Raw genomic sequence first — 17,898 nt, 5'->3', positions numbered from 1 at the left:
TTACTCTAAACTATAAATCCACAGATCAGGAAGCCAACGATTGACAACATAGCTGCGATCATAACATATGGAAGCTGGGATACTGCATGTTCCATATTATCAATGCCTGCACTGTTCGATGCCAGAAGCGTTGCATCACAGTAGAAGCATGCATGGCTTCCAAATGCACCACCGGAGATAATTGCTGCCATGATCAGAACCGGGTTTGCGGAGATTGCTGCGCCAAGCGGGAATACGATCGGTGCAACGACTGCACTCATGCCCCAGAAGGATCCGGTCGCAAAACAAAGCGCCGCAACAAGGATAAATGTGATCATCGGGAACAGAGAGCCTGTTAATAACGGCTGTGCCAGATCGATTATGTAATCTGTCATGTTAAGCTGTTCTGTTACCTTCTGCAATAAGAATGCAAGTACCAGTAAGGTAAGGGTTGGAAGCATATCCGCAAATCCCTTTACGATCACACCAAAGAACTCATTTGCAGCTATAATCTTTCTTGGAAGATACATCAGCATACAACATGCGATTGCAAGAACAACTGCCAGAAGAAGATCACCTGTGATAATGGCAATTGCTACAAGAACTGCCATCGGAATAACGAAATCCCAGATATTTCCGTCTTCTTCATAACCTGCACGATCTTCATGGTTGTACTTTCTGCTGGCATCACTGTAAACCTTGCCGGTCTCCTCTACACGCTTATACGCTTTCTTCATACCACCAAGCTTTGGCATGATTCCCATACAGAATAAAAATACGATCAATAATATAATGATTGGATAAAAACAGAATGGAATGGCACTTAAGTACGCTTTCATACCGGAGGTGAATCCGTATGCCTGTACACTCGGCTGATCAATGAACAGGCTTGCATAGAACACTGCCCATGTTGAAAACGGAAGAAGTACACAAACCGGAGCACCTGTAGAATCCAGCATGAACGCCAGTGTCTCTCTCGGTATCTTACGTTTATCGTAAACACCTTTCATACAGGCGCCAATCGATAAAACATTCAGATAATCATCTACAAAGATCAATATACCAAGTATAAATGTGGTAAGTAATGTCTTTCGCTCTGAATTACATAATTTGGAAACCAGCTTAGAAAAACCATAATTTCCCTTTGCTGTCTGAAGTAAGGCGATCAGGCTGCCGAACAATCCGCATACTACAACGATCCAGACATTTTCCGAAATCGTCTCCTGAAGCATCGTACACCATTGTGTCAGAAATGAACCTTTAAATAAAACTGCCGCGCCGACCAGAGAACCCCCGATCATAAATTCTTCGCAGCGATGTGTCAGTATCGAACCGACAATTACGATCAGCACTATTAACAGTGCCACCAAGCCATGTGTCATAACCATTCTTCCTTTCCGTTTTGTATTTTTCCTTATAAAACAACAAAAAGCGCATCCGCAATGCCTTATAGCATTGCAGATACGCCTTCGTATCAACTGCTTTTAGTTTACAATTTCATTTACTTATTTACAATTATTATATATGATAAGTTTCTACTTGATTTTAATTACGTCTAATCCTTATTAATCACTGATAAACTTCTCACGTACCAGTTCTGCCAGATACTTTGCAGTATTTTCTACACCGAGCAGACTGCTGTTGATCAGGATATCACAATGATTGATGTCTCCCGGCTTATATCCGGCATAATTCATGTGATAGGAATCACGCGCCTCATCAACGGCTACGATCATCTTACGGGCTTCATCGATTTCCAGTCCCATCGAATTCACACAATTCTCAACACGATCCGGGTACGGAGCATAGATGAATATATTCATCACATTGTCCATCTCACTTAAGATAAAGTCAGAGCAGCGTCCAACGATCACACATGAGCTTTTCTCTGCAAGAAATCGTATGATATTCTGCTGTGCATCGAAAATATCATCCTGTGTACTGTTCGTGCCACCGCCAAGCGGAAGTACCATTCTGGAAAACGGATTCTTGAAGATCTTCTTTGCGCTTTCTTCTTCTTCGTCTACAACAGAAGCGGGAAGCTTCAACTGCTTGGCTGCCTGATCCACGATATCTCTGTCGTAATACTCTATTCCCAGTTGTTCTGCCATCAGTTTTGCGATTGGTCTTCCAAGGCTTCCGAACTGTCTCGTAATTGTTATAACATATTTTTTATCCTTCATCCGCAACGCTTCCTTTCTCTGATCTCTTTTTCATTTTATAGCTTATCTCAATTTCCTACTGTTTTTCAATTATTAATTTGAGGTAAATGCTAATCATTTTCGATAGTATATACTTGAAAACAAGTATTTTGCAATATATAATTGTATTTATATAACTTTCGACCGGATGGCTTGCTACGCAAATGAAGCAGTCTTGGCATCTGCCTGAAAATCAACATCATTTCACACAAAGGAGACCCACAATGGAAAAGAACAACTTTCTGATCTATAACGATATCGTATATACGCTGTACCAATGTAAATCCTATGAAGCACTGAGAGATGAGTTTCTCCCAAGGCTTCGCCTGCTGATCCCATTTACTTATGCGAGCATTATCTCCGTCAATCCGGAAAACCGAACTGAGATCGTACCGACTCCGGTCTGCTTTCCTGATTATTTCTATGAAGCAGAACTGCTCTACATCGATCATATGAGTGAGGATCATCTGCTCTGGATCAACAATGTACGGGAATCCCAGCTTGTAAGAGAAAGCGATCTGGTAAATGATGATGTCCGTCTGAACTCTTCTCTCTATCAGCACTGTTATCAGAAATTCCATGTCTACGATTCCTTACAGTACAGCATGATCTGCAGTGGAGAATTCTCCGGTATCCTGACGCTGTTTCGGACCAAGATCGATGGGGATTTTACAGACGATGATATGTTCTTCTTCCGTTCTCTTGGCAAGCATATCAACGTAACCTATGAACAGATCCTATATCCGGAAAAAGAGAAAGGCCATACCGCTCTTGCAAACCGTATCCCGGCACTTGCAAAAGGCTATGACCTTACTCCACGAGAGACAGAGATCCTGTCTCTGATCTTTTCATTTGCAAATAACGATGAGATTGCAGCCACTCTCGGGATCAGTGAGAACACGATCCAGAAGCACTTACAGAATATCTTCCGAAAGACCGGAACCTCATCAAAATGGGATCTACTCCGTCTTTCTTGATTCTTCCGGATAGACTAAGCCCCAGTTCTTTCGAAGGTCTGTCATGATGTTCATGACATCTCCGGTAAAAGGCATCTGCATCCGGCTTACATCTCCGGACTGTACCGCTTCTTCCATATCCCGCATCTCATATTCAAGCGCACGCTTTGTTTCACCGGCTTCTACCGGTGTAACTGCTCCGCTTGCAGCATCTACGATAATCGCTTTATCAGCTCTTGGATATTCCATGATCTCGATATACCCTTTTTCACAACTGATCATTGCACGCTTTGGCTGCTTTGAATGCATGGACAGCGTAATAGCTGCCATCTGTCGTTCTTTATTCATCAGGATGATGCTTGCCTGCTCATCCGTCCCTGTCGGCGCGAACCGCACCTGACTCATCACCTGATCCGGTGTCTCTGCCATGAAGCTGCGCATCAGACTGAGTGCATATACTCCGATATCAAGCAATGCACCACCGGCAAGGTTGATGTTAAAGAAACGATTATTCATATCATATTCTTTATAGCTTCCTACCGCATATAAGGATTTGCTCATCTTAATTCTTTTGCCATTTCTTCTTTCTCCTGTACAAAAAAATGTATGATTCCCTGTATGTACCCGTATCCCCTGTGTTCTAGTTCTCTGCTACGATCTTACCGTTGCAGATCGTGTAATGAAGCTTTCCCGGAAGTGTCCAACCAAAAAACGGTGAATTCGAGGCTTTGGAATGGAAATGTTCAACGGTCCATTCTTCGTTTTCTCCAAATATCACAATATCAGCCGGCGCTCCCGCCTGGATGCTGCCCGGTGTCATCCGGTAGAACTCCATCGGGTTCTTGCTCATCAGCTCCATAAGCTTCATAAGTGTGATGTAGCCCGGCTGTACCAGTGAACGGATTCCCAGTGCCAGTGATGTCTCAAGGCCTGTGATCCCACTCGGTGCCTGTGCCATCGGACGTGCCTTTTCTTCTGCACTGTGCGGTGCATGATCGGTTACGATCATATCGATCGTGCCATCCTGAATGCCTTCAATGATCTTCAACCGGTCTGCTTCTTCTCTGACCGGTGGGTTCATTCTTGCCATTGTTCCATAGGTCAGAACCGCACCCTCTGTCAGTGTAAAATGATGTGGTGTTGCTTCTGCATGAACATCCGCACCAAGCTTCTTTGCAAGTCTTACTAACTCAACGGAATTTCCGGAACTGATATGCTGAATACAGACAGATGCTCCTGTATGAAGGGCAAGGATACAGTCTCTTGCGACCATGACATCCTCTGCTGTTCTGGAAGCCCCACCATAGCCAAGCTGCCCGGATACTGCTCCCATATTCACACCTGCACCTTTTACAAATGCAGGATCTTCTTCATGCAGACTAATCGGCAGATCAAGCGCTTTCGCACGAAGCATTGCCTCCGTTAAGACTTCTTCATCCATGATCGGGATACCATCATCTGTAAATCCGGCAGCACCATGTTCTGCCAGCAGTTCCATATCTACAAGTTCTTTTCCCTTCAGATCCTTTGTAACGGTCGCCGTCTGGATCACATGGATCCCGGTCGTTTCCCCTTTTCTCTGAATATACTCAAGTGTCTCTACATTATCAACTGCCGGCTTCGTATTTGCCATACAGATAACCGTCGTAAATCCGCCATAAGCGGCAGCCTCTGCTCCGGTCTCGATGTCCTCTTTATAAGTAAAGCCCGGATCTCTGAAATGTACATGTGTATCGACCAGCCCCGGTGCAACCACCAGTCCTTCCGCATCGATCACGCGAACATTATCTGCACCATACTTTTCCCTGCATGCTTCCGGATCTATCTGCTGTTCCACTTCTGTGATCACCGCACCATCAACCAGCACATCCAGCTTCCGATCTGTATTTGTCACAGGATCAACGACCCTGCCGTTCTTTATTAATAACATGTAATATCCTCCTGATATATACTATCCGCAGGCATGTGCCATATCTCACTTCCATCCTGAGACTCTCTTTATGCTATACCTGGTCCACCTGCCTGCAATGCCAGTTTACCACAACCTGTCTTTTCAACACAACCGCCTTTTTGCTCTTATCTTATATCTGCTGTAACATCTTAATTATATGAACGCAACAAGCATTTCCGGTTCTTACCTCGTAACTGGCATTACTTCCACAAAACAAAACCCCTGCATGAGACACTCGCGAAGTTTTTCGTTATGCGAAACACATTGCCAGCGTCTGCGGGTGCTTGTTTGAGCTCGAAGAGCGAGTTAGCACGGAGCAGATGCAAATCAGGCATGTGTTTCAAATAGAAAAACGAGTGCGTCTCATGCAGGGGTTTTATTATGTGGAAGTAACAAAGGCGTTCAATAAAGAACCGGAAATGCCTGTTACTCTCTGTTCTTCAGCACTTCAGCAGGCACCATCTTGCGGATTCTGCGGATCAGCAGATGGTTGATGATGAAGTACAGGATCAGGATGCCTGCGAAGATGGCAAGGTACATCCAGAATGGGAAGGACTTGTCGATACCGCAGGCAATATTCGGAACAAAGGCAGGCTCATAAGCCACATCCATGATCCATTTGGTCAGTGGAATCGAAATCAATGCTCCTATCGTTATGATATAGAAATTACCATCCAGATACATCTTCTTCACTTCCTTATTCCGGTATCCGAAGATCTTAATCAACGCAATGTTGAAAGAAGACCGATCTATCATAACCTTCATCATCAGATACATAACAACAATGAAGATCAGAACAGATACTCCTCCAATTGTAAGGATCATTCCCTGCATTATATCCGAGAAGATACCGGCAGCCTTCTTCACATCGGTCTTTGTCGTTGTTGCATATAATCTTCCGGTCTCGACATCGAGTGCATGGTCGGAAAATACAACATTGAAATAATCCTCCGGTTCGTCGAATAACTCAAGCGCCTTGTCATATGGCATAAATACCATAAAGGATGGCGCATACTGCGCAACAGATGCGATCTCAAATGCATAGATCTTATCTGCTTCATCATCCTTTAGTGTCAGAGTATCACCAACATCCAGACCGTATTTGTAAGCGATCGAAGAACTGATTGCAACCTTACTGGATGAATCTGACAGATTCACATCAAAGAACGGATTATTCTCTGTCAGTCCCATAACTGTTATGTCAAAGTTGTAACCGTAAATTTTCTTTTTCAGTGTCTTTGCATATGCCTCATATCCACCTTCCGGAACTTCCTCTGTCGGATATTTGTAGGTATACATATACTCATACTTTGTATCATTTACATAATCACGATTTACATTCGCACAGTAAGTATATATCTCCAGTGACATCATCGCCAGCAGAAGACTTACAAACATTCCAAAGACTACCGTAAATCCGGTACGGCTCTCACGAAGCATCTGGCGGATCTTGAACAGATTCATGAAGCTCATATTTCCAAGCTTTATATCCTTACCATTACCAACCTTCTGCTCATTCCTGATCATTGTAAGAACCGGCTTCGACAGCCTCTTTCGGATAACCAGTGAATTAACGATTATAGAAATAACCGGTGGAACCACGATTCCATAAATGAACAGATATGGCATATAGATAACATCCAGATCCGGAAGGGAATAATAGTTGTAGCAGTCCTGCATCTGGATTGGCACACCAAGGCTTGAATATCCAAGCAGTGTTCCGATCAGACCTGAAACAAATGTGATTACAGTCGGAAGTGTTACATAATGTGCCATCAGATTCTTTCTCTTTACCCCAAGTGCATATAACGCACCGATAACGGCACTTTCCTGATCGATCGAATGTACAACGAACACTGATAATACATAAGAGATCAGGATCAACAGGATCGCACCTGCGATCGTACCAACGCTCCGGTATAATTCCGAATCACCGGAAGCCGCCTGAATTCTCACATTATCCCCTGCCTTTACAAAGGTCATAAGGTTCTGTGCATCCTCTGAGAAGATGTCATCGATCATATCATCTGTCTCATCCTTTAACTCCTGAATACCATCCAGCAACTCATCGGAACCATCTTCAGCCTCTTTTGTTCCATCTGTATATTCTATAATTCCATCATCAAATGATTTAAGCTCCTTTAACTGTGACAACAGATCTTTATAAGAGAAACGCAGGATCGCATTGTCTGCTCCGTCAATCTCAGACTGCAGAACAGTCTCAAAATTATCCTTTGTCAGTTCTTCTACGCCATAATTCTTTAAGGTCTTATTCGCCTCTTTCAAATAGGACTCAAGGATCTCTCCCGATGCATCTGTTAATTCTGAATTATGATTGGTCAGCTCAGCAAGTCCGTCCTTTAACTCTCTTGCTCCATCTAACAGCTCCTGAATACCATCTGTCAGATCGTCCTTCTGTCCCATAGTACGATTCCAGTATTCCTGAAAAAACGGATCTTCTACATCTCCGGATGTAAATTCCAGCTTCTCCAGGCGGTCTTTTAATTCATCATCCGTCATAGCACCATTTAACCGGTATGCATAATAATATTCCTCTGACTTTATACTTTTTTCTTCTGCACGAAGTGTATCGTATACATCAGCTGCAACAAATCCCGTACCAAAATGCAGGCAGTCGCACCCGGTATCTCCCAAAGATTTTAATACGTTATCATAATCCGGTGTTGTACCGATTCCGGTAACGGTAAATTCCCGTCCGCCAAATGTAAGCACATCACCTGCTGATATATCATTCTTCTCTGCAAACTGGCGTTCTACCACCAGCTCATTTTCCTTTTCTGCAAGTGTACCCTTTACCAGATCGATCTTATTGATCTCATCTCTGTTTGCAAAGATACGGAGCGTATGATCCTCGTCAATCTCATAGTCCATATAGAACTGTGGCTCGATCGCCACACCATCAGCTTCCAGATCTTCCATTTCTTCATTCTTCATCGGTACGAACAGTGAAAAATCTCCATCCTCAACACACTGTCTGCTGTCAGCATTCTTACTTCCGCGAATGATCGTCTCTGCCGCACCGACCAGACTGACTACCAGATACATGGTAAGTATGATCAGAAGGGACAATGCCAGATATCTTGGAAGGTTGCTTTTGAAATCTCTCCAAATCCTTTTTCTCAATACTTTCTGCATCTTATAAATCCTCCAATTCTGCTGCCGGTACCTTTGTCTCATTGTAATAATCTTTCCTGATCTGACCATCCTTTACGATCACGACCTGATCGACCATATTCTTAATGGAATTATTATGCGTTACGATCAGCATTGTCGTTCCATAAGTCGCATTGATCTTCTCCAAAAGGATCAGAATATCCCTTGATGTCTTGGAATCGAGTGCTCCGGTGGGTTCATCACATAAGAGCAGCTTCGGATTTTTGATCAGCGCTCTTGCGATCGCACATCTCTGCTGCTGACCACCTGACAACTGTGCCGGAAACTTATTCTGATGCTCTGTCAGTCCCAGTATCTCAAGCAGCTCATCCATATTAAGCGGCTGATCTGTCAGATATTCACAGATCTGTATATTCTCCCGCACGGTAAGGTTCGGTACCAGATTATAGAACTGGAAGATAAATCCCAGATAATCTCTTCGGTAGTCAGATAATTCATCTGCTTTCATGCCTGCGATCTCGGTTCCGTCTACCTTGATCGAACCGGATTCGATCGTATCCAGTCCACCGATACAGTTCAATAACGTAGACTTACCGGAACCACTGGTTCCCTGAATGACACACATATCGCCCTGCTTTACCTGAAGGGATACTCCCTTTAAAACCTGTATGTAGCTTCCACCTTCTCCATAACTTTTTTTTACATCTGATACCTCTAAATACATACTCGCTTCCTCCTGTTATTTTTTCGCTTACATAACACCGTTATGTTGTTATCATTTTTTTAGCTATGCAAAATAAAATTTCACATAGCTTTTTGTTATCTATTCATCTCTCTGAAACAGTGCATACCATCCGGCAAGCAGATATTTCAATATGTCTCTCAGATGGGCAACTGCTTTTTCTTCATCGGATTCATGTGTCAGCAGATGGACAAATGCATCGATCTGCATATGTGCCATCCAGTGTATCGTATAATCATCCGGTGCAGCAACTCCACACACCTTTGCCTGTGCGTCTGCCAGCATCCGGTAATTCTTCTCTGTAAATGCCACAAATTCATCAATACATCCTGCAAGACTTGATCCCTGACTCTTTGTCAGCAGAAGCTGTACCCGGTCATAATTCTGATACAGTTCATGAATGATCCGCCGGGATGCATAGATGTCATCGCTGAAATCATCCTTCCCCTCCTGAAGCTCGCCTTTTACCTCCTGCAACTCCTGCTGCATATGTGCTTCCATCATCGTACGGATACTTCCAAGCACCGGTGCCACCAGTGAAGCAAATATATCATCTTTATCTTTAAAGAAGAAATATAATGCACCGGTCGTCACACCTGCATTCTTACAGATATTACGGAGGGATGCACCCTGATAGCCCTTCTCCATAAATTCATGCTCTGCACTTGCAAGCAGCTTTTCTTTTGTCTCCCGATCGTCCTTCATCTCATCTCACCACCAATTTAATCCTGCTCTAACATATGAACGCCCATTCACATAACATCGTTATGTTACATCTAAACTGTATATATGTCAACCCCTTTTTTATATAATAGCCTCTGTATTTCCGGCTAAACATTAAATCTGCCTGACGCCTTTCCATGCTGCAACAGGCATTTCCGGTTCATATAACATAATTGCCGTTGCTTCCGTATAATAAAACCTCTACATGACGACATTCACGCAGTTTTTCGTTATGCGAAACACATTGCCAACACCTGCGGGTGCTTGTTTGAGCTCGAAGAGCGAGTTAGCACGGAGCAGGTGTGAATCAGGCATGTGTTTCAAATAGAAAAACAAGTGCGTCTCATGTAGAGATTTTATCAAGAGGAAGTAATCGGCATATTCAGAATATAAAACCGGAAATGCACTTAGTACACATTAAAAGGGCTCCGGCATATATTCAAGGATTGATTCATTGAAAAACATGCGAAACCGGAGCCCCTATGTCAAACTATATTCTTTTTTCCTACTTCGGATGTCCTAACAAGGTATCCTTTTGTCTTAAATCGTAAACAAAATCCAACCAATGCTTTTTATAGGGCAAACGATTTTCATTTATTAATTATTTGCTGATTGAATCGGTCTTGATGATAAACTTAACACTACCCTTCATATCATCTGAGATTCCACCGAAGGATTCATAAGCTTCACCGGCCTTGATGACCTTATCGCACTTTTCTGACAGAGAATCCAGATCCTTTTCTGCGTCATTTACTGCATCAACGATCTTATCTGTACCATCTGATAACTGCTTACTGCCATCCTTTAAGTCACCACTTGCATCTGTCAGCTTTGATGCGCCATCCTTTAATGTGCCTGCGCCTTCTTTCAGAGTATTTGCACCCTTTGTAAGGCTGCCTGCACCACCATTCAACTTAACCATACCATTATACAGATCAGAAGTGCCTGTATATACCTTGCCAAGACCTGTGTTCAGTGCTGATGCACCAGTTGCCAGAGCGTCTACACTCTTCTTCAGAGTTGTGATCTGTCCGGAGAATGAACTCAGCTTGCCAAGTACCAGATTCGCACCATAGGAAAGACCATCCTGATATGCTGTTGCATATCCTGACTTATAACCTTCTACATAAGCTGTACCATATCCTGACTTATAAGCTGTACCATATGCACTGCCATAACCTGCTGTGAAAGCATTGGTATATGCTGTACCGTATGCTGTGCTGTAGCCGGATGTATAAGCTGTGCCATAAGCTGTACCGTAACCGGATTTGTAACCGGAACCATAAGCTGTACCATATCCTGACTTATAAGCTGCTCCATATACATCACCATATGCAGTTGCAAATGCTCCCTGTAATGCAGCAAGTGTTGCATCATCCGGCTGGGAACCTGTCATCTGTGTATAAGCAGATACAAATTCCTGGAAATAAGTTGCAAACTGACCAGATGCTTCGGATGCTACTGTTGATGATGAAGGTGCTGCTGCCTGTGCCTCTGCTGCTACCGTAGAAGCGGAAGGTGCTGCTGCCTGTGCTTCTGCTGCAACTGTATCAGCGGAAGGCGCTGCTGCCTGTGCTTCTTTTACAACGGATTCCTTAGAAGGTGCTGCTGCTTTACCATTCTTCTGTGCCTCTGCTGTTACAGCATCCTTATCAACACCATCTGCGATCTTATCCTTGTTTGCTGTCAGGTTATTTGTAATATTTTCTGTGATCGTGCTCTTGATTGCTTTCTTTTCTTTATCACTTAATTCTGTCTTGGTTGGAAGTTCGATTCCCTTTACAGCTTTGTTTAATGTTGCAAGTCCGTCGCTGATCTGCTTGGAACCGGATAAGATACCATTTTCACCTTCAAATGCTGCTTTTAATGTACCAGCACCTGTTGTTGCAGAATCAACACCCTGTGCCAGAGTTAAGGAACCCTGATATAAGCTGTCTGCGCCATCCTTTACCTGACCAACACCATCGGATACGGAAGATACACCATCTGTATATTCTGTAATTCCTTCAACGAGGGAATTCATACCATCGCTGTATGTGTCGATCAGTTCGTTGATATCAGATTCAGCATCCTTCAGATCCTTGTTATCGCTGTCCTTGGATAAGAATCCGGTAGAAGCAACTGTCATTGTCATGTCCAGAGAGAAATCTGTACAGTCTGCTGTAACCTCGAAGTAATCCGGAATCTCAACATCTAATTTCTGCAGATCCAGGCTGTCCTGAAGACCAGGCATACCCATACCAACAACGATACTGTTGTTTCCATCATTTACAACCTGACCATTCTCAACCTTGATATTTGAGAATTTGTCATTTGATAAGATCATACCGGTCGCCATCAGGAAAGGAGTATATACATCTCCACTCTTTGAATTATTGACATATTCAAATCTCATCTTTACCTTGCCGCTCTTGCCTGCCAGCTGATCCGGTGTGATCTCCTGATCATCCAGATAATAAGTAACTTTAACTTCTACAGGAACCTGCTCCTCTGACTTGCCCTGATAATAAATGGAATTGCCATCTGCCTTCCATACAAGTTCTCCATTATTCTCTGTAAATGTCTCGTCGCCTTTTACATTCTCGATATCAGTCAGGTTACTGCTATCCTTAATGGTTGCCTCACCATCTGTGTTCTTTAACCACTCACTGACGATAACGTCCTGCTTATTACCTGCTGCATCAGCAATAACGTAAACGGTTTCATCTTTATCACTGTCTGTATTCTCGGAAAGTCCGATAGAATTCTCAAGTACATCTGATAATTCTTCATCACTCTTGCTCATGATCTCCGGGTTCTCTAATGTCTGTACATCTCCTGTTGCTGCACTGCCACAGCCTGTAACAGATAACATCATTGCGCCACTCAGAGCGATTGCCATAAATCTTTTTCTTGCTTTCATATTTTTATAACTCATACTAATTACCTCCTAATTTACTACTGCTGGTCAGCAGGATCATTGGAATCCTTGTTTATATCTATATATTTATCATCGTCACTATAACTGTCATCAAAATCATAGTTATCAAAGTTTCCTGGTTTCTTCTCTGCAAATGGTCTATCTTCATTCAGAAAATCATCATCATCTGCTGTTTTCTGTCCCGAAGCCGGATCAACATTTCCTGCTCCGGAATAAGCTGCTTTCTGTTTGCCGGTAATACCCTTGAAACCAATTGTTGTATGGATAATCAGCTTATCAAATAACATCAACGCAGCAGGAAGCAGGAAGATGACAACAAACATACTGATGATAGCTCCTCTTGCCATCAACGTACATAAAGAACTGATCATATCGATCTCGGAGTAACAGCCAACACCAAAGGTTGCGGCAAAGAAGCTTAATGCGCTTACGATAATGGAAGTCATAGATGTCTGAAGTGCAACTGTAACTGCCTCTTTCTTAGCAAGGCCATTGCTTCTCTCTCTCTTATATCTTGTTGTCATCAAGATCGCATAGTCAACGGTAGAACCAAGCTGGATCGTACCGATAACGATGGATGCGATGAACGGTAATGTTGTATTTGTAAATGCCGGAATACCCATATTGATAAAGATTGCAAATTCGATTACACATACCAGAATGATCGGAAGTGATACGGATTTGAATACGAATAATATGATCAGCAGGATAACGCCGATGGATACGGTACTTACTGTGTTAAAATCCTTATCTGTGATCTCGATCAGATCCTTTGTACAAGGAGCTTCACCGATCAGCATACCCTTACTGTCATATTTGTGAAGAATCGTATTGATCTCATCACACTGTGTATTTACTTCATCACTTGCTACTTTGTATTCTGACATGACTAACATCAGCTTCCATTCGCCATTGTCAAGCTTGGATTTCAGATCCTGTGGAATCATGCTCTGTGGAATCATAGGACCAACTACAGATTCCAGACCAAGTACAGTCTTAACACCCTTGACAGTCTTAATTTCTGAAATAACTTTATTAATACTCTTTTCATCCAGATTGCTGTCAAGCAGGATCATATGTGTAGAGTTCATATTGAATTCTTCTTCCAACTTCTGGTTTGCCTGAATACTTGGAAGATCTTCCGGTAATGAGCTGTCGAGGTTATAGTAAACATCTGTATGTGTATAACCATATAACGCAGGAACCAGAAGGATCAGGAATAAGATATGGAAGATCCAGTACTTATTCACGATAAATTTGCTAAGCTTATCAAACTTAGGAAGTAAAGATCTGTGACAGGTCTTTTCAATCGGCTTATCAAAGATCAAGATCATGGATGGGAGTACGGTTACACAACAGATAACACCGATAACGACACCCTTTGCCATAACGATACCAAGGTCAAGGCCTAAGGTAAAGGTCATGAAGCACAGTGCAACGAAACCTGCTACTGTTGTGATCGAGCTGCCGATAACGGATGAGAAGGTGGAAGCGATCGCATCTGCCATAGCTTCTTTATTCTCTTTGCCATTTACTTTTTTCTCTTCCTGATAACTGTGCCACAGGAAGATCGAGTAGTCCATCGTTACACCCAACTGCAGGACTGCGGTAAGTGCCTGTGTTATGTAGGAGATCTCTCCTTTAAATACATTTGTTCCCAAGTTATATACAATCGCCATACCGATACTTAATAAGAAAAAGATCGGTACGAGGAAGGAATCCATAGTCAGTGATAATACGATCAGCGATAAGATAACTGCTATGGTTACATAGATTGGAACCTCTTTATCACACAGATCCTTGGTATCCGTAACAACGGCTGACATTCCGCTGATGAAACACTGCTTACTTGCAAGCTTTCTGATCTGAGTGATCGCTTCCATTGTCTCATCGGAAGACATTGTTGTTTTAAAGATAATTGCCATCATCGTACAATCATCATTACGATATGCCTCTCTGATATCTTTCGGTAAAATCTCATCCGGAATAGAAATATCCATAATCGAGTCATACCAGATTACAGAATCAACATTGTCTACCTGTTCCATTTGTTTTTTTAATTTGACGACATCTTTATCGTCCATCCCTTCTACCAGGCACAGGGAGAAAGCACCCGTTCCGAAATCATCCGCCAGAATGTCCTGACCTTTCATGGTTTCGATATCCTTTGGTAAATATGAAAGTACATCATAGTTTACTCTGGTTTTCAAGAAACCAATCGCTGCCGGGATCAAAAGCAGGATACTGATAATTAAGATCGGTACACGAAGCTTTACAATCGCCTTTCCAAATTTGTTCATAGAATCAATCCTTTCGTTAATACAAAAAATGAACGGAAACCTTTTTCTTGTTTCCGTTCATAGAATATGATTATTTTGTTTGTTTGTAATTATACAAGATTTTAGGGTTGACAATTTTTTTGACATTTATCCGGAAATGTCAAAACGAATTCTAAAATAAGTATAAAAAAAGCCTGAATACCTGATAAATTCTATCATTTTCTGTACTGTCTGTACACCAAGGTCTGCCCGGCTTCTGCTACTGTCTGTCATGATCGGATATATAGACTGCCTGCTTACACTTCTCAAGCATCTCCCTCATATAATCAGCCAGCTTCTCCGGTGCCATCTTCATGCCACCCTTTGCCCATTCAACGATAATCCCACAGATCCCATATGCGAAGAACCGGGCAAATATACCACGTTCCTCGTTTTTCAGATGAGATTTCTCGTCTAACTTATCAATTGCCTCTTCAAAGGTCTGTTCTGCAACCTCAAGCATATACTGGATAATATAATCCTCTGCATGTTTGATCGTGTTAATATAGAACTTTTTCTCCTCCTGCATCTGTGTGAGGATCGCGCCTAATTTCTCATCCCAGTTCTCTAAGGATATGTCCTCCATATTAGGAGCAAATAATTCATTAAAATAGATCCAGACCAACAGTTCGTATTTATCTTGAAAATGATAGTAAAATGTCTGTCTCTTGATTCCGCATCGGTCTGCAATATCACTGATCGATATTTTGTCATATGGTTTCTCTTTGGTCAGTTCTTTTGCACTTAATGCAATCGCTTTCTTTGTAAGATTTGATTCCGGCATATTCGTATAACTCTTTCTATATAATAATATCCCCATATGTCTAAAATGCAGATTTTCTTCCGCACCTGAAACACATGGAGATAGTATAGCACATCTATTATAACTCGGGCAACATGTCTTTCATGCTGTTTAATCCGATCATCAAGGTTGATGTATTATGCAGAAGTGCAGATGTTGTCGGTGCGATCACACCCGCAACTCCAAGCACGATCAGCCCGGTATTAAACCCTACGATAAAACGATAATTTCTGTGAATCCGTTTCATAAGAAGATTTGCAAGTATCTTCAATGTCACGATCTCATCCAGACTGTCCGCATCGATCGTAATATCTGCAACCTCTCTGGCAATCTCCGCACCATCACTGATCGCGATGCCTGCATCTGCTGCTGAAAGTGCCGGCGAATCATTGATACCATCACCGATCATGATAACCTTTCTGCCTGCTGCCTTCTCTCGATCTACAAATGCAGCCTTATCCTCCGGCAGTACCTCTGAATAATATTCATCGACACCGACATGCTCTGCGATCGCCTTTGCAGTCCGTTCACAGTCACCGGTCATCATAACGACCTTGGAGATTCCAACCGACTTTAACCGTTCTACAATATCTGCAGATTCTTCCCTTAACGGATCCTCAATCAGGATTGCTGCCGCAAGCTCGTTATCGATCGCCAGATAGAGGTGGGAATATTCCGCCGGAAGATTCTCAAATACTTCTTCCATCCCATCCGGTATCGTACATTTTTCGTCCTCAAATACAAAATGATAACTGCCGATGATCGCCTTGGAATCCCCAATTGTTGTCGAGATTCCATGCGCTACGATATATTTTACTTCTGAATGCATCTCTTCATGATCCAGATTTTTTCGTTTTGCCGCATCCACTACGGCTTTTGCGATTGAATGTGGAAAATGCTCTTCCAGACAGGCAGCGATACGAAGCAATTCGTTTTCATTTGTTCCGTTAAAGGAAACGACTCCCGCAACTGTAGGCTGTGCCTTTGTCAGTGTTCCGGTCTTATCAAATACGATCGTATCCGCTTCTGCTACCGCTTCCAGATACTTTCCGCCTTTGACTGTAATCTTACGGTTTCCTGCCTCACGGATCGCCGATAATACCGATACAGGCATAGCAAGCTTCAATGCACAGGAATAATCAACCATCAGGATCGCAAGGGCTTTTGTTACATTTCTTGTAAGCAGATAGGTAAGTATCGTACCGCCTAAGCTGTACGGCACCAAACGGTCTGCCAGATGCTCCGCCTTGCCCTCCAGATTGGATTTCAGTTTCTCAGACTCATCGATCATCTGCGCAATCTTCTCATATCGGCTGGAACCGGATACCTCTTTTACTTCTATTATGAGCGAGCCTTCTTCTACCACTGTTCCGGCATATACGACATTTCCTGCCGTACGTCTGACGGATACGGATTCTCCGGTAAGTGATGCCTGATTCACCATTGCTTCACCATCACAGACAGTTCCGTCAAACGGAATGATCGTTCCGACATTGACAACGACATGATCTCCTTTTGCAATCGTATCAGAATCAACCAATATCTCGTTATTCTCTGTCTTTAACCACACTTTTCCGACATTTAATGACATCGTACGTGCCAGGTCATCGACCGACTTCTTATGTGTCCACTCCTCAAGCAGTTCACCGATTCCGAGCAGGAACATGATCGAACCTGCAGTCTTCATATCCCCTCGTAAAACAGATACTCCAATGGATGTTGCATCCAGCACCGGAACTTCGATCTTGCCCTTTGTCAGAGTCTTAACGCCTTTCCAGATATACTTAACAGACATCAGACCTGCATAAGCTGCTGATATCGGATATGGCAGAAGCCACTTTCTTGCATAATGGAAGATAATCTTATCGACCAGCTTCTCCTGATACATCGCATTCGTCTCTCTGCCGCTTCGTTCCAGATAACCATTTGGGACTTTTACATCTTCATAATGAAATCTGCGAAGTCTGTCGATAATGATATCCGGATTTCCCGTATAACAGATCACTGCATCCGCCGTCCGGTCATACACCTTTGCCGAGCTGACCGGTTCAAAAGACTCCAGATAATATAAAAGAATATCAGCTTCTTCATATGACATATGATTCTGACACATATGTACACGCAGTCTGCCCTTCATCTTATCTTTTATTATGAATTTCAATTCAGCTCAT

The 17,898-nt window shown here is 42.8% G+C and carries 12 protein-coding genes; 1 reads left to right on the top strand and 11 read right to left on the bottom strand.

The genetic code is table 11. The annotated features are described in order from the left end of the window. Window positions 1–5 precede the first annotated feature (5 nt). Both DXB77_RS02190 and DXB77_RS02185 read right to left on the bottom strand, forming a co-directional pair. Window positions 6–1,361: a Na+/H+ antiporter NhaC family protein gene (locus DXB77_RS02190; RefSeq protein WP_118662540.1), complete on the bottom strand. Its 1,356-nt coding sequence runs from the start codon at window positions 1,359–1,361 to the stop codon at window positions 6–8. Window positions 1,362–1,544: 183 nt separating this feature from the next. After that, window positions 1,545–2,162 (bottom strand): cytidylate kinase-like family protein, encoded by a 618-nt coding sequence (locus DXB77_RS02185; RefSeq protein ID WP_021944939.1) that lies wholly within the window; start codon window positions 2,160–2,162, stop codon window positions 1,545–1,547. 242 nt (window positions 2,163–2,404) lie between these two features. On the opposite strand from DXB77_RS02185, the gene DXB77_RS02180 reads away from it, so the two are divergent. Next, window positions 2,405–3,157 (top strand): helix-turn-helix transcriptional regulator, encoded by a 753-nt coding sequence (locus tag DXB77_RS02180; protein ID WP_161117541.1) that lies wholly within the window; start codon window positions 2,405–2,407, stop codon window positions 3,155–3,157. On the opposite strand, the gene DXB77_RS02175 is transcribed toward DXB77_RS02180, so the two are convergent. From DXB77_RS02175 to DXB77_RS02135, 9 genes are all read right to left on the bottom strand, one after another. Next, window positions 3,140–3,697, bottom strand: a complete 558-nt coding sequence (locus DXB77_RS02175) for a hypothetical protein (RefSeq protein WP_182439416.1) — start codon at window positions 3,695–3,697, stop codon at window positions 3,140–3,142. The two genes, DXB77_RS02180 and DXB77_RS02175, sit on opposite strands and share 18 nt — an antisense overlap. Window positions 3,698–3,776: 79 nt before the next feature. Continuing rightward, window positions 3,777–5,066, bottom strand: coding sequence for a dihydroorotase (locus DXB77_RS02170; RefSeq protein ID WP_118662538.1), 1,290 nt, complete (start codon window positions 5,064–5,066; stop codon window positions 3,777–3,779). A gap of 447 nt (window positions 5,067–5,513) precedes the next feature. Further along, entirely contained in the window at window positions 5,514–8,243 is a 2,730-nt protein-coding gene (locus DXB77_RS02165; RefSeq protein WP_118662537.1) for an ABC transporter permease, read from the bottom strand. A gap of 1 nt (window position 8,244) precedes the next feature. Next, window positions 8,245–8,946 carry an ABC transporter ATP-binding protein gene (locus DXB77_RS02160; protein WP_021944944.1) on the bottom strand — a complete coding sequence of 234 codons (702 nt, stop codon included), beginning with the start codon at window positions 8,944–8,946 and terminating at the stop codon, window positions 8,245–8,247. A 99-nt stretch (window positions 8,947–9,045) separates the two neighbouring features. After that, a complete protein-coding gene (locus DXB77_RS02155) occupies window positions 9,046–9,669 on the bottom strand; it encodes a TetR/AcrR family transcriptional regulator (protein ID WP_117807186.1) in 624 nt (207 codons plus the stop codon). 619 nt (window positions 9,670–10,288) lie between these two features. Further along, a complete protein-coding gene (locus DXB77_RS02150; protein WP_118662536.1) occupies window positions 10,289–12,604 on the bottom strand; it encodes a hypothetical protein in 2,316 nt (771 codons plus the stop codon). 20 nt (window positions 12,605–12,624) lie between these two features. After that, entirely contained in the window at window positions 12,625–14,907 is a 2,283-nt protein-coding gene (locus DXB77_RS02145; RefSeq protein WP_118662535.1) for an efflux RND transporter permease subunit, read from the bottom strand. A 238-nt stretch (window positions 14,908–15,145) separates the two neighbouring features. Then, on the bottom strand, window positions 15,146–15,709 hold the full coding sequence (locus DXB77_RS02140; RefSeq protein WP_021944948.1) for a TetR/AcrR family transcriptional regulator C-terminal domain-containing protein: 564 nt from the start codon (window positions 15,707–15,709) through the stop codon (window positions 15,146–15,148). Between the two features lie 97 nt (window positions 15,710–15,806). Next, entirely contained in the window at window positions 15,807–17,888 is a 2,082-nt protein-coding gene (locus tag DXB77_RS02135; protein ID WP_117807183.1) for a heavy metal translocating P-type ATPase, read from the bottom strand. Window positions 17,889–17,898 lie beyond the last annotated feature (10 nt).

Source organism: Clostridium sp. OM05-9, assembly GCF_003481465.1.
GTDB classification, from domain to species: Bacteria; Bacillota; Clostridia; order Lachnospirales; family Lachnospiraceae; genus Coprococcus; species Coprococcus ammoniilyticus.
This window is presented reverse-complemented; position numbering and strand designations above follow the sequence as displayed.